Raw genomic sequence first — 14,042 nt, 5'->3', positions numbered from 1 at the left:
TCGTAATAGCCTCACCTTTAATGCTAGCGGTTATCAGTCGAAAGGTCAATGGTTATCGGAAAATAAAGTCGTTTTTTTGGCAAGTTTCTCTAAAAACATCTTAAAAAGTTAACTCATGCCAATAAATGAGCCTGCAATATACGGAATTAAGCAGACTAAAATACGGAATGACTGGAATTTTGTATTGTTTTTTTCCTCTGCTTTAAGATAAAACGATAAAGCTTAAAGTATGTGAACTTCTATCAAAGTGAGTACTGTAGCATCAACTATATAATAAAAGCTGATGTAGTTATTCTCTTGATTTAGCTATAGAATTTACAGTATCTGATTCAAAATAATTCCAAGACTTTTGAGGGATTTAGTTGTTGGAGGTGAATCAACGAAGGCTTGTTGAAAGTAAAGCCCTTCCACATAGACTAGTAAAAAGTTAGCAATGGTCTCGATCGACTCTGTGTTTATTAAGCCGGCCTTCTCACCTTGTTGTAGGACATCATAAATCTGCTGCTCCAATTCCCTGTAGACGATGTCGCTGATGGCCGTGTGATGAGCACCTTTTGCCACAAAGGTTAAGTAATCATAGGTAGCTGGTACAAGGGTGTTTTCGAGATGGGACAATCGCTCGGTCAGAAAGGTTAGAAATTGTCCCACAAACTCTGCTTTGTTTGTTGCAGTTAACATGAGCTGATAATGTGAATGGTCCGTTAGAATTTCTTCCTGTTTTAGCACGAGAAAAATATCGGAAGTATTGCTGTAATAGGAATAGACAGCGCCAAAACTTAAGCCGGAAGCTGTCACAATATCTTTCATGGTGACTGCTCGGAAACCTTTTTGCAAAAAAAGGGCTTTAGCGCTGGCTCTGATTTTTCGGCGCATCTCTTCTTTATGCGCCTCTGATACTTTTGGCATTTTAATTGGCTCCTTTATCAATGGCATTTTCGATTGATTTCAGTATAACATTACAGCTGTTGGTTGCACCACTAATGGTATCAACATCGGTACTTTGGGCATTTAAGACACGATCGATAATGTCGCGTCCTTTTTCGCCGCGATCATAGATATGCTTATCCAAGTTAATTGCTGTAAACCGATGATTCTTTACCTTGACAGTAACAGCCGCTTGGACAAAGAGTGCGTTATAAGTCCCTGAATAATTACCATCGTCGACGTTTTTAAGATCTTGGTGTGATAAGGTGATAGCTTTTACTCGCGATTGGTAAATTAGAAAGACACCTCCATATAGACAAGCACCAATTAAACAACTAGCTAGCAAAAAAGTAATTATTTTTTTCTTCATTCATGATCTCCTGCTTTCTCAAAATAAACGAGAACTCTCTCGTTTATATTAGTTTATCATTGAGAAAAGAAAAATAAGTCAGACTAGGGACTGATTTTTTATGAATTAGTGCATGAAAAAATTGCTAAATTGTTAAATAATTTTTTTTGATTTCAATTTACCTTTATGACTCTCATTCGTGATGCTAGTTGCTGGAAACGTAAAGCCTGTATGGTCCATGTTTGTTTAACTTTTGAAAGTCTAATTATCGCCATTACAGTTAAGGATGATATCGATTTTTGTGACGGCATTGAGATTGGGAAGTAAATGATTGTATTGCTTGATTTTGCTGATTACTCTCAAAAAATCACTCTAATTGTTGTGTGACAAAATCAGCTGGTCGTGTATTGTGACGAGTTGCAGGAAAAAATTATCCAACTAAGTATTGAGCATTCTGAGGAGTCAATGGTATTATTAGGTGACCGAAAGATTTACCCACGGATCTACAGTAACCTAATTAAAAATACTTTAAATCATGGCGTTGGTAATTGTTCTATCAAAGTGGAAATGACTGAGTTAGCCATCAGAATAAGTTTTAGCAACATTAACTGAATGGGGGGAGAGCTTGATTCTTTGATTGAACTTTTACGCAGGAGCAAACGAGTCATTTGTCATAGGTTTGTCGATTGTTCAACTCCTTGCTGAGATGGTTAATTGGTAGATAGAGGTCACTATTGTCGATGAGCAAAACACGTTTATTTTGGTCATCAAAGTCTCAAGGGCTTGATATGAATGGAGGAAGAGTGATGAATGGGTTTAAATGGTTAAATGAGTCAAACGTAGAGGTGATGACAGAGGATTCCTTAGAAATGACAGCGTTACCGAAGTCGGATTTCTTTGTCAATCCGGAAAATGAGGAGGTCACAGAAAATGGGGCTTTTTATTATCGAGATGTGACTGGTGACTTTGTCTTGCGAGCAAAAGTCTCACCAGATTTCAGAGGGATTTATGATGCAGGTTGTTTGTTTTTTTTGAAAGATTCCACCCTTTGGGGAAAGCTTTGTTTTGAGAAAACTGATATTGGAACTCAGTCAGTCGTCTCAGTGGTAACTAAGGGATTGTCAGATGATGCCAATGGGGTCAATATTGATGGTGGGACTGTTTATTTACAAATGGTTCGAAAAGGCGATTTATTTGGTTTTCACTATTCCTATAATGGTGAAGATTTTTTTATGGCGCGCTACTTTGGCATGGATTGTGGGCCTAGCGTAAAAGTTGGATTTGTCGCCCAGTCGCCATTAGGTGAAGGGACTAGTGTTTTATTTGAAGAAATTAGTTTGGGAGAAATCCAGGCTAAAAATGTCAGGTCGGGAGAGGTTTAAGAAAAGCGCGCATTTCTTTGTAAAAAAAGAGAGGTTACTAACTTGAGATACTGCTATCCTTGAGTTAGTAACTAATCTATTAAAGAGGAGTGTTGTGGCGTTAGAAGCAAGTTATACAACAAAAGATGGATTCGACGTCATTGGAATGAAACGTTCAATGACCAATCAACATAATATAGTGGCAGGAATTTATGATGACAGGAAAACGTTTAGAGTTAATTCCGTTAATGAATCAGGCATCTTTTGGTTTAATCGGAATGAGTGTTTATAATACGGAGGATCATAATTCTAAGGCGTTTGATTACTTGTCTCGACACGTGAAGTCCCAAAGAGGATGTGGTCTACCTAGTGCCAGTTGGAACTTGGGTGGTTTTTGTTTGCAAAAACCAAGCCGAAAGGGCACATATCTTACTCCTGATCTTGAAAACTGGCAAGTGGAATCAAGTAATAAATTACTTGATTCAGGTTCTGAAACGGCATAGATGATGGCCTCTTATTCTGATATTGAAGTCTATCCAGATCAAAATGGATCTGTTGAAATGTGAATAACTGTAGTGCAAAAATAAAGATGAAAGAAGGCGCATCGTAAAGACCTTAGAAATGAGGGGCATCGAAACTTGTGCAGTCTTTGGAGCAAAACGACTTTATGTCCCAGCTTGTTTGGTTGCATTCAAATGGAAGTAGTAGAAAATATTAGTGACAGTTAATCAGTTAATTATTTTTGGTTAATTATGCGATTGGGAGTTTTCTTTTTGATTCCGACACCTGTCATGCCGGAAAGGATTGACAGAATGGGGCAAAGGAGGCTAAAAAAGCAGAAGGGCAAGTAGGCAATGGTACTGACCCCTAATGTATTTGCCATGAATACACCACTAACTCCCCATGGAATCAAAGTGTTTAAGACGGTCCCTGAATCTTCCAGAGCTCGGGATAAGACAACCTCATCCAAGTCACTTTTATCAAAAGAAGGCTTTAGAGCTTTTCCTGGTAAAATAATCGATAAATACTGTTCACCAATCATAATATTCGCTAAGGCACCACCAATGACCGTAGCGGTCACTAAACCGGTAGCCGTGGTTAATTTGTTTGAGAGAGGTGCCATCAAACGGTGAATGAGACCAAATTTCATCAGCAATCCGCCGAGAGAGAGAGTCAGAATAATTAATGAAATAGCACCTAACATACTGCTCAGGCCTCCGCGACTTAATAATGAATCAATGTTTGAAACACCTGTCTTTGAAATAAAGCCATTCTCAATAATTTCGGCTATTGCGCTTAAGGTCACATTGGGAGATTGAGCAATAAACAGTCCTAATGACAAGGCGATATTCAACAATAAGGTGGCAATAGCTGGAACTCTTGTCAAGGAACAACCGATCATGGCGAGAATTGGAATCGTTGACCACCAACCCATGGTGAAATGCTTCTCTAAAATGTTGGTCAAATGACTGATTTCATTTTGAGACGACTGGATGCTGGCTTGACTACCCAATAGATAAAATAAAATTAATGAGATAACAAATGCTGGAATAGTCGTCCACATCATGTTGCGAATATGCTTAAATAGATCAGTACCTGCTACAGCGGCCGCAAGATTGGTTGTATCAGAAAGTGGCGACATTTTATCACCGAAGACGGATCCTGAAATGACCGCACCTGCTATTAGGGCAGGGTTAAAGCCCAGAGAGAGTCCCATTCCCATCAGTGCCAAACCAACCGTTGAAGCGGTTGTAAAGGCACTGCCGATAGAGGTGCCAATAATGGCGCAAACTAAAAAGGTAGAGGGAACAAAAATACTGACACTGACTAATTTAAAGCCAACTACCATCATTGCAGGTATGATACCTGCAGCAATCCAACTAGCAATTAGCGCTCCTATTAATAAAAAGATAAGCATCGGAATTATTCCTGTGGTAACTCCTTCTTGGATTCCCTCATGAATTTCATGCCAGGTGAATCTTCGACATTTTCCCCATATTATCAATAATCCTAAAACAAAAATAATGGGAGTAGTCGGTGAAAGACCAAAATGAATCACACTGATTCCAATGATTCCCAACATTGTAATAATGATTAACGCAGCTTCCATAAAACTTATTTTTTTTGACATAAAACGTTCCTCCATATGATTAATATCTGATAATTTGTCTAATCATTGTGGTCGATAACGAATAAGTCCACCAACACTTGTAATGCTCATTATTACCTCCTCCTTTTAAGCGACAAAAAGTCCCTGTTAGTATCAACTAACAGGGACGAATCATTCGCGGTACCACCCAATTTTTAAAAGCACGCTGCTTTTCTCTTATAGAGGATATGGGCTCTCCCCCTTCATAAAACTGTTTAAGTGTGTAATTCACTCACTCATGCTGATTGACTTCCACCAACCGTCAATTCTCTCCATTCAAACATGAGAAGCTACTGTCACTGACTATGATTAACAATATGAATCATACTATCTCATCTTTTAATTCAGCTGTCAAGCTAAAAAACTTGCTGAAGATCCACAGGAATGAAATCACCTTTATAGGTTTGGCGATACTGATTAGGACTAATATCTGTAATTTTTTTAAAAATTCGACTGAAGTAAGTTGGATCGGTATAGCCGACTTTCTCTGAAATTTCAGCCAGTTGTTTATCACTATTGCGCAATAAAAGTTTTGACTGTTCAACGCGGTACTGATTTAAGTATGTGATGTAAGTCATACCAACTTCTTTCTTAAATAACTGACAAATATAGTTCTTATTGAGATGCATAAAATCAGCTAATGAATTCAAATTTAGTTCCTGCTGGTAGTTGCTGTGAATATATTGAATCATCGGTAAAATTGTTTCATTTTGGGTGGGTAATGCGTCCACAGAGCGGTGGTCAAGCAATGAAACTTGGTTTAAAGAAATAATGGCTCGATGAATGCTGCTTAAGGCTTCACTTTCTATCAGAGGTTGAACTAAGTAATCAATGGCACCAAATCGGATGGCAGTTTGAGCATTTTTACAATTTTCTTGATTGTCGATAACGATACTTCTTAAATTAGGGTAGGAGGCTAATAAGTCACGTTGATAAGAATAAGCGTTTTCATTTTTTAGGTTTAAATCTAACATGATTATCTCTGGTTGATGATTCTTAGCGATGGCTAAGGCATCAGCCCCAGTTTTAGCATGAGGTAATATGAATACGTTTACGAAGTATTTGTTCAATAAATTCACTAATTTTCGTTTTAACTCACTGTCTGACGTTACCATTAAGATGTTGCACATAACTGTCTCCCTCGTTTCTATGTATGGTTTGCTTTGAATGGAATCCTTTTGAAAGGATTGCTATAAAAATCACTAACTGGATTAATAACTACTAGTTAAATGAAAGAAGACGAGTTAGTGAAATCATATCCAAAGCGACTGGCAAATACTAATATAACTATTATAACACAAAAAATGATTGTGAAGTATATATTTAATTATCTTAAAAATGTCCAATAAGGGCTGAAAATTATCCTACCAGTAAGTTTGTGAAATTTGCTATTATTAAGACAGAAAGAACACACACAATCATCTTTCGCAATTCTTTTGAATAGGCGGTCAGGGACTTGTATCTTTATTGCTTTCAACACAAGGACTAACTCTTATTCTAGGCTACTAAAAATCAGAAAGGGTCTTAGCATGACTCATATGTAACCAAAAGTTATAGCGTTGAGCAGGCGGGATACCCGACGGATAAGATCAAGGAGGAATAGTATGGCAAAAGAAACTAAAAAAGTTTCAAGTGTAGACACAGTTATTGATTCTCTAGCGAAAAAAGCCACAATTGCATTAAAAGAAATGGAAGCGTTTGACCAAAAGAAAGTGGACGAAATTGTTTATCAGATGTCACTTGCAGCGAACGATCAACACATGCCTTTAGCTAAATTAGCTGTTGAAGAAACGGGTCGTGGTATTTATGAGGATAAAGCGATAAAAAATATGTTTGCTTCAGAGTCGATTTGGAACAATATCAAAAATAATAAAACTGTTGGTGTTATCAGTGAAGACAAACAAAGTGGGCTCATGGAAATTGCCGCGCCAGTTGGCGTATTATGTGGCGTCACTCCTACGACCAATCCAACATCGACGACTATATTTAAAGCAATTATTGCGTTAAAAACTCGTAACCCAATTATCTTTGCTTTCCATCCGGCCGCTCAAAAATGTTCAGCAGCAGCAGCTCGTGTGGTTCGTGACGCGGCGATTAAAGCTGGTGCTCCGGAAAATTGTATTTCATGGGTAGAAGAACCATCCTTGGAAGCAACAAGTGCCTTAATGAACCATCCAAAAGTTGCAGTTGTCTTAGCCACAGGCGGTGGTGCAATGGTTAAAGCGGCTTATTCAACAGGTAAACCAGCACTAGGGGTTGGACCTGGAAATACACCTGCTTACATTGAAAAATCAGCTAAAATCAAGCGGGCAGTTAATGATTTAATTGTCTCTAAATCTTTTGATAACGGCATGATTTGTGCCTCTGAGCAAGGAATTATCGTGGACAAAGCGATTTACGATGAGGTGAAAAAAGAGTTTCAGGCCCATCAAGTCTATGTGGCTAAACCAAATGAAGTGGCAAAATTAGAAGCGGCTGTCATGAATGAAGCTAAAACAGCTGTGAATCCAGCAGTTGTTGGCAAACCTGCTTTTGAAATTGCCGAAATGGCAGGAATTAGTGTTCCCGTTGGAACCAAAATTTTAATTGCGGAATTAGAGGGAACAGGTGCTAAATATCCATTGTCATTAGAAAAATTATCCCCTGTTCTGGCGATGATTAAAGCTAAAGACCGGGAGCATGCCATGGCATTATGTGAAGGCATGTTAGAGACTGGCTTAGGACATACGGCTTGTATTCATACGGAAGATGAAGATCTTCAAGTAGACTTTGCTATTCGGATGAAAGCCTGCCGTATATTAGTTAATACCCCAACGTCACAAGGGGGAATTGGTGATATTTATAATGAAATGATTCCATCATTAACTTTAGGCTGTGGTTCATACGGTAAAAACTCCATTTCCAGAAACGTCTCAGCAGTCAATCTATTGAACATTAAAACAGTCGCGAAACGGAGGAAAAATATGCAGTGGTTTAGACTTCCATCACGAATTTTCTTTGAGAAAAACTCTATTCAGTATTTAAGAGCAATGGAAAAAGTAGAGCGTGTGTTCCTTGTGTGTGATCCTGGTATGGTTCAGTTCGGTTATGCCGATATTGTTATGGATGAGTTACGCAAACGGGATAATGACGTGAAGATTGCTGTCTTTTCTGATGTCGAACCGAATCCATCAACGAACACGGTTTACAAAGGAACGGAACAAATCGTTGACTTCCAACCTGATACGATTATTGCTTTAGGTGGTGGTTCAGCCATGGATGCAGCTAAAGGTATGTGGCTGTTCTATGAACATCCTGAAACAGAGTTCTTTGGCGCTAAGCAAAAATTCCTAGATATTCGCAAACGGATTTACAAATATCCGAAAGCAGAAAAATCCCAATTAGTCTGTGTGCCAACCACTTCTGGAACAGGGGCAGAGGTTACACCATTCGCTGTGATTACAGATAGTGAAACTAACGTTAAGTACCCATTAGCAGACTATGCCTTAACACCAGATGTTGCGATTATCGACGCTCAGTTTGTTCAAACGCTACCTCGCTCAATTGCAGCTGATACAGGGATGGACGTTCTGACCCATGCTTTGGAGTCATACGTCTCTGTAATGGCATCTGATTATACTCGCGGATTGAGTATTGAAGCGATTAAATTGGTTTTTGCTAATTTGGAAGAATCGGTTAAAACAGCGGACTTTGATGCTCGCGAGAAGATGCATAATGCCTCAGCTTTAGCTGGTATGGCGTTTGCCAATGCTTTCTTAGGAATTTGTCACTCGGTTGCCCATAAAATTGGTGGTGAGTATCACATCCCTCATGGTCGAACCAATGCGATTTTATTACCGCATATCATTCGTTATAATGCTAAAGATCCACAAAAACATGCGATGTTCCCTAAATATGAGTACTTTAGAGCTCATGAAGATTATGCGGAAATCGCTCGCACATTAGGTTTGAAAGGTAAAACCACAGAGGAATTAGTCGAAAGTTTGGTTCAAGAAGTGATTAAATTAGGCAAAGCTGTCGGCATTGAGATGAGCTTGAAATCTCAAGGTGTCACTCAGGAAGTCCTAGACAGTACCGTTGATCGAATGGCTGAGCTGGCTTATGAAGATCAGTGTACAACTGCCAATCCAAAAGAACCTCTTATTAGCGAGTTGAAACAAATTATTATTGATTCATTTGAAGGTGTTTAAACCAACTAGTTAGACTGTAACTAGTGTTATGGATAAACGACGTGTAGCGTGATGGCTACACGTCGTTTATTTGTTATTAAGTGACATATTTGGTTTAACTAAAGCCAGTTAATTCGCCTTTTTATATCATCTCATGTTTTTAGTTAGCCAAAGGATGTGGCGCAGAGGGATACCCTTTAGGAGTCCATTTAAAGCTGGCTATCGAGAGACGCGTGATAGGATTAAATCAGCAATATAAAGCCTCTAAGCGCTCGCTATGGCTCTGAGTAAAGTGTGGAAGGGCTAGGACTTAGGCTCAATCGTTTTTTGGGACAGCACATTAGTTAGTCGAGCACATCAGCAAATTCACCGATTTCTTTAAGTGAGTCAGAACGTGAAGAAACAGTAGATATAAGTGGATCCACATTGGCCAAGTGCTCTTAGAGTCAGAGTGAATGGTCTAATCAGGAGCAAATAGTCTATTTTTTGGAGATAGGCGTTGAGTCAGATTGGAAATATAGGGATGGAAATGCTAATAGTAGCTGTCACCAAGTGATATGACCACATTATTTGGAGGAAGTCTTTAGAAGAATTAGCTAACGTAGTTAAGACTTTGATGAATGAAATTTATTGCTATATATGCCTAAGATTAGCCAAAATTTGATTGACAAACCCAGTTAAACAAAAGAAATTTTAAGCTGTAAAGAAAAAACACTTTACATCTCTTTTGAAAACTGGTAAACTAACATTTGTAATAAGTTAATGGAGGTGGAAATATACATGTCAGTTAAAATTCGTTTAAAACGTATGGGTTCTAAGAAAAACCCTTTTTACCGTATCGTTGTTGCAGATTCTCGTTCTCCTCGTGATGGACGTTTCATCGAAACTGTTGGAACTTACAATCCTTTGAAAGATCCTGCGGAAGTAGTCTTAAAAGAAGATTTAGTGTTGGACTGGTTATCAAAAGGTGCGCAACCTTCAGATACAGTACGTAACATCCTTTCTGGTGAAGGTGTTATGAAAAAACATCACGAAGCTAAATACGTTAAAAAATAAGGAGGGCTGAAAAATGACAGATGTAAAAGAGTTAGTCTTGACAATTGTGCGTCCGTTAGTCAGTCATCCTGAGCAGATAAAGTTGGAAATTGAAGAGTCGGAAGATTTTTTTGAATACAATTTATCTGTTGATCCCGAAGATATTGGGCGGATTATCGGTAAACAAGGTCGAGTTGCGAAAGCTATTCGCACGATTGTTTACAGTGTTCGGTTAGATGGACCCAAGAAAGTTCGCTTGAATATATTAGACGGAAATTAAATACACGTATTGGGCCCTGAAGCAAAAGCTTTAGGGCTTTTTTTTACTAAAAAAACCAACCTTTTTACACCTTGATACGTCTAATAGATAAAGGAGGTTAGTATGAAAAAGAAGTTAATGATAATGGGGCTAAGTCTTATGTCCTTTTTATTGGTAAGTTGTGGTGAACCAGGGAAGCAAGTTATTTTATCAGAAGGCACGAAGGAAAAGACTTATTCAAGTATCTCAGGAGCTGACAGTTTTAATCAGTTCGCCGCTACTAGTGGGAGTATAATTTTACAGGAAGTAGGTAATCCGTTATATGGACCAATCGGACCTTTTCAATTGTTAGGCTTATTAAGTGAAGGGGCAGCAGGGAAGAGTAAAGAGGATATTTATGGGGTACTATTTACCAATTCAGAAGAATATCCTTCACTAAAAGTATTTAACCAGGAATTATTAGGTGTTTATCAGGATAAAGAGGTAGCCAGTCTGGCTAATTCTATTTGGGTGGATCAAGAGTTCAACGTAAGACCCGCATTTGAAAAAGTGGCCAAGGAAACTTATTCAGCTAGTGTAAATACGGTTCCTTTCGCCAAATCCCCAAGGAAAGCGGCAAAAAAGGTCACCGACTGGGTTGAAAAGCAATTAGGAACTGATTTATTTGATCAAAAAGAAGTGACTGAAGAGACCCGTTTAGTGTTACTCAACACGGTTCGTTTACATTTAGCCTGGATTGATAAATTTGAAACATCCCAAACAGACAAACAGCTTTTTTATGGGGAACAGGATCTAAGGACAGATTTTATGCATCAGCAGCAAGAGAACCATCCCTATGCTCATGGTGTTAATTTTGTGGCCAGTTCATTGGCTTTGGAAAATGACCATCAGTTGTTGTTTATTTTGCCCGACGAAGATGTTCCAGTTAATCAATTAATTGAGGCTCCCGAAAAACTTCATGAGTTAATTAATTTGGAAGAGACTGAAATAGCTGATGTTAATTTTGCTATTCCTAAGTTTGAGCTGACGACTGATATCGATTTGATTGAAGTGATGAAACAACTGGGGTTAACCAGTATTTTCGATAATACTAAAGCTGATTTAAGCCAGTTAATCGATAGCGAGCCGCTAGTTATCAATTCGTTTAAACAAACGAATCAACTGAAAATAGATGAGGAAAAAGTGAAAGTTGAAAGTGTTACCTCCATGGGGGCGGCAACAGCAGCGGCAAGACCAATGGAAACTAAACAACTAGATCTAACCCTTTATCTTTATTATTCAGGGGAAGGACAAATTACCATTGTTTATGGGCGTAATTAGAAATCCAATAGTCACGAATTAGTTGAGAACAGTAAGTTAGATGAGAACGTCTCAGAAGACTTACTGTTTTTTGTGCAATAAATCTGTTTTTATGTTTAAAATTGTGATATCATAACAATATAATGAATACGCTTTAGTATTATAAATTTATTGAAAAGGTGGATGTGTAGTGAAAAAGAAAAGACGTGAGTTCAGTTTAAGATCCTTTATTATTGTTTTGATTGGTATTTTAATGATGAGTATGGCTGCTGTAGGTGTCGGGAGTTTGACAGGCTATGGGGCAAGTCAAGAAACGTATCGCAGTATCATGTATTACGGAGATTGGTCAATTGAAGACAGTGAAGGGAATTTTATGCCAAAAGATATCCCGGCAGATCAGCTAACTCACCTGAATTTTGCTTTTCTAGATTTTGATGAAAAAGGCAATTTAGAATTTACCGATGAATTTGCGGCTGTTACCTCAAGTATTGGTAATGGCGCAGCAGCAGAAGGCAAGGCCTATGCTGGTATCTTGAATGGCTTGACAGATTTAAAGGAGAAAAATCCTAATTTAAACGTTGGTGTATCTTTAGGTGGCTGGACTAAGTCAGGTGACTTTAGTCAACTGGCAGAAAAACCAGAGACCCGTCAAGTATTTATTGATAATGTCTTAAAATTTATCACCTACACAAATATGGATTTTGTTGACATTGATTGGGAATACCCAAATATGCCACGTGACGGTGATCTAGTGGACAGTGCTAAAGATGAAGGGACTCCTTATGCAAAGCCAGAAGACAAAGAAAATTATGTGACACTGCTAAAAGAGTTTCGAGCAGCTCTTGATAAACAGGGCAAGCTTCTAGGGAAAACCTATGAACTATCCGTTGCCTTGCCAGCTGGTGGCTGGGCATTGGGCCAAGGAATTGATGTTGCTGGTATTTTTGACGTCGTAGATTTTGCCAATATGATGACGTATGATATTCACGGTGCCTGGGAGGCCCAATCGAACCATCATACGGCTCTTTATACAAATCCAGAAGCCAACAATCCTGAGAAGGGGATTTGGGCATGGAGTACAAACGACACGGTTAATTATTTGCTTAAAAATGGTGCGTCTGCCAATAAAATAAGTATCGGGTCAGCATTTTATGGGCGAGGTTGGGGCAACGTGGAAGTGGGTACAAATGCTGAATTACCAGGATTGTTTCAAAAAGCCGACTTTGCTTCCGTTGACGCAGATGGTAGCAAAAGCCGCGGGGCATCCAATGAAAAACCGTTAATTAATGGGGATGGTGGGCGAAATGGTGGGATTTGGGCTTTCCGTTCGTTGGATAAATTAAAAGCCCAAGTACCAGATTTGACCGAGTACTGGGATGATGTAGCTAAAGCACCATACCTTTACAGCAAAGAAAAGAAGCAATTTTATACCTTTGAGAATGAACGTTCGATTAAGGCTAAAACAGATTATATTAAAGAAAAACAGTTAGGTGGAATGATTGTTTGGATGCAGTCTCAAGATAAAGCGACTGTTGAAAGTAGTCAACGGCGTGATCAATTAACCACTGCCGTCAAACAAGGCTTATTTGGCGATAAAGAATTGACGAGACAAGCCATCCATTACCCGTCTCAACAAATTAAGGCTGAGCTAAAAGGGATAGCAGTTGCTCAAGAAGACCTCTATCAGTTGACTCTTAAGAACGAGGAAGTTCTAAGCGAAACGGGTCCCGTTTTAAAGCAGTTGGAACTAAGCGCTAAAACAGTAAAATTACCAGTGTTAACCATCGAAACAGTCACTGGAGAAGTTCTCTCACCAATTAATGAGAAAAGAGAAAAAACATCAGGTAACAAGCAAATCAATCTATTAGATGCTGGAATTGAGACGATTGCTCCAGGAGAGTCTGTAACGATTCGTCTAAGTACCTCATCTGTAGTAGCAGATGTCAATCAAATTTTGGCGATTACCTTGAGTCAACGAATGGGGGAAACAGCTAGTTTATTAGGAAATCAGGCCCTCTATACAAAAGCCGGTGATATTGAGACAACTGGTACTGTCAAGGTTCATTTCCAGGATGGAAATGGCCAAGAATTGGCTCGAAGTACAACCTTGGAAGGAAAGATTGGTGAAAGTTATCAAGCAAAAGCTATTGAACTAAAAGGATATACATTACGTGAAACGCCAGACAATAAGGAAGGGCTTTACCATCATTATGAGCAAGAGGTTATCTTTGTTTACGTGGCTCAAGAGACTACTAATTCAACAACAGAATCCAGTTCTTCTGAGAAAGTTAAAGAAAAAGAAGCTGACACACAAGGGTCTAAAAAGAAAATCGAGACTCTGCCGAAAACAGGCAGTCATACCCAACTGTGGCTAACCTTAAGTGGTCTGATTCTCTTAATTAGCTTAATAGGCGTGAAGCGTTTGAAAGAAGAGTAAAGGTTAGAGAATGTGGAACTCCCGCATTCTCTTTTTTTTGGTAAACTAAAAGCATACGTC

General features: G+C 38.7%; 11 protein-coding genes. 7 read left to right on the top strand and 4 right to left on the bottom strand.

Annotation, left to right across the window (positions count from 1 at the left end):
• Positions 1-315 precede the first annotated feature (315 nt).
• Positions 316-906, bottom strand: a complete 591-nt coding sequence (locus RWN13_RS01365) for a TetR/AcrR family transcriptional regulator (protein WP_314059689.1) — start codon at positions 904-906, stop codon at positions 316-318.
• 1 nt (position 907) lies between these two features.
• Entirely contained in the window at positions 908-1,294 is a 387-nt protein-coding gene (locus tag RWN13_RS01360; protein ID WP_314059687.1) for an FMN-binding protein, read from the bottom strand.
• Between the two features lie 785 nt (positions 1,295-2,079).
• On the opposite strand from RWN13_RS01360, the gene RWN13_RS01355 reads away from it, so the two are divergent.
• Together RWN13_RS01355 and RWN13_RS01350 are read left to right on the top strand one after the other, a co-directional pair.
• Positions 2,080-2,655, top strand: coding sequence for a DUF1349 domain-containing protein (locus RWN13_RS01355; protein WP_314059686.1), 576 nt, complete (start codon positions 2,080-2,082; stop codon positions 2,653-2,655).
• A gap of 191 nt (positions 2,656-2,846) precedes the next feature.
• A complete protein-coding gene (locus RWN13_RS01350) occupies positions 2,847-3,137 on the top strand; it encodes a hypothetical protein (protein ID WP_314059684.1) in 291 nt (96 codons plus the stop codon).
• A gap of 233 nt (positions 3,138-3,370) precedes the next feature.
• Here RWN13_RS01350 and nhaC read toward each other — a convergent pair whose 3' ends face one another.
• Together nhaC and RWN13_RS01340 are read right to left on the bottom strand one after the other, a co-directional pair.
• Positions 3,371-4,765, bottom strand: a complete 1,395-nt coding sequence (gene nhaC / locus RWN13_RS01345; RefSeq protein WP_314059682.1) for a Na+/H+ antiporter NhaC — start codon at positions 4,763-4,765, stop codon at positions 3,371-3,373.
• A 374-nt stretch (positions 4,766-5,139) separates the two neighbouring features.
• Positions 5,140-5,913 (bottom strand): AraC family transcriptional regulator, encoded by a 774-nt coding sequence (locus tag RWN13_RS01340; protein ID WP_314059681.1) that lies wholly within the window; start codon positions 5,911-5,913, stop codon positions 5,140-5,142.
• 474 nt (positions 5,914-6,387) lie between these two features.
• Here RWN13_RS01340 and adhE point away from each other — a divergent pair, with 474 nt between their 5' ends.
• The 5 genes from adhE to RWN13_RS01315 all read left to right on the top strand — a co-directional run bounded on the left by adhE (position 6,388) and on the right by RWN13_RS01315 (position 13,982).
• Complete coding sequence (adhE, locus tag RWN13_RS01335; RefSeq protein ID WP_314059679.1) at positions 6,388-8,973, top strand: bifunctional acetaldehyde-CoA/alcohol dehydrogenase; 2,586 nt, start codon at positions 6,388-6,390, stop codon at positions 8,971-8,973.
• A 759-nt stretch (positions 8,974-9,732) separates the two neighbouring features.
• On the top strand, positions 9,733-10,008 hold the full coding sequence (gene rpsP / locus RWN13_RS01330) for a 30S ribosomal protein S16 (RefSeq protein ID WP_209526034.1): 276 nt from the start codon (positions 9,733-9,735) through the stop codon (positions 10,006-10,008).
• Between the two features lie 13 nt (positions 10,009-10,021).
• Positions 10,022-10,267: a KH domain-containing protein gene (locus tag RWN13_RS01325; protein ID WP_314059678.1), complete on the top strand. Its 246-nt coding sequence runs from the start codon at positions 10,022-10,024 to the stop codon at positions 10,265-10,267.
• Between the two features lie 102 nt (positions 10,268-10,369).
• Positions 10,370-11,566: a serpin family protein gene (locus tag RWN13_RS01320; RefSeq protein WP_314059677.1), complete on the top strand. Its 1,197-nt coding sequence runs from the start codon at positions 10,370-10,372 to the stop codon at positions 11,564-11,566.
• A gap of 169 nt (positions 11,567-11,735) precedes the next feature.
• The gene (locus RWN13_RS01315) at positions 11,736-13,982 is read left to right on the top strand and encodes a glycosyl hydrolase family 18 protein (RefSeq protein WP_314059675.1); all 2,247 of its coding nucleotides are present in this window, start codon (positions 11,736-11,738) and stop codon (positions 13,980-13,982) included.
• Positions 13,983-14,042: the final 60 nt, after the last annotated feature.

The sequence above is a fragment of the uncultured Vagococcus sp. genome (assembly GCF_963518325.1).
Taxonomy (GTDB): Bacteria; Bacillota; Bacilli; order Lactobacillales; family Vagococcaceae; genus Vagococcus_D.
The sequence above is the reverse complement of the archived record's forward strand: the minus strand, read 5'-3'. Positions and strand labels throughout refer to the sequence as shown.

Bases quoted from the DNA above. Each gene is read 5' to 3' on its own strand.
- RWN13_RS01365 (WP_314059689.1), bottom strand. From the start codon at position 906: ATGCCAAAAGTATCAGAGGCGCATAAAGAAGAGATGCGCCGAAAAATC.
- RWN13_RS01360 (WP_314059687.1), bottom strand. From the start codon at position 1,294: ATGAAGAAAAAAATAATTACTTTTTTGCTAGCTAGTTGTTTAATTGGT.
- RWN13_RS01355 (WP_314059686.1), top strand. From the start codon at position 2,080: ATGAATGGGTTTAAATGGTTAAATGAGTCAAACGTAGAGGTGATGACA.
- RWN13_RS01350 (WP_314059684.1), top strand. From the start codon at position 2,847: ATGATGACAGGAAAACGTTTAGAGTTAATTCCGTTAATGAATCAGGCA.
- nhaC (WP_314059682.1), bottom strand. From the start codon at position 4,765: ATGTCAAAAAAAATAAGTTTTATGGAAGCTGCGTTAATCATTATTACA.
- RWN13_RS01340 (WP_314059681.1), bottom strand. From the start codon at position 5,913: ATGTGCAACATCTTAATGGTAACGTCAGACAGTGAGTTAAAACGAAAA.
- adhE (WP_314059679.1), top strand. From the start codon at position 6,388: ATGGCAAAAGAAACTAAAAAAGTTTCAAGTGTAGACACAGTTATTGAT.
- rpsP (WP_209526034.1), top strand. From the start codon at position 9,733: ATGTCAGTTAAAATTCGTTTAAAACGTATGGGTTCTAAGAAAAACCCT.
- RWN13_RS01325 (WP_314059678.1), top strand. From the start codon at position 10,022: ATGACAGATGTAAAAGAGTTAGTCTTGACAATTGTGCGTCCGTTAGTC.
- RWN13_RS01320 (WP_314059677.1), top strand. From the start codon at position 10,370: ATGAAAAAGAAGTTAATGATAATGGGGCTAAGTCTTATGTCCTTTTTA.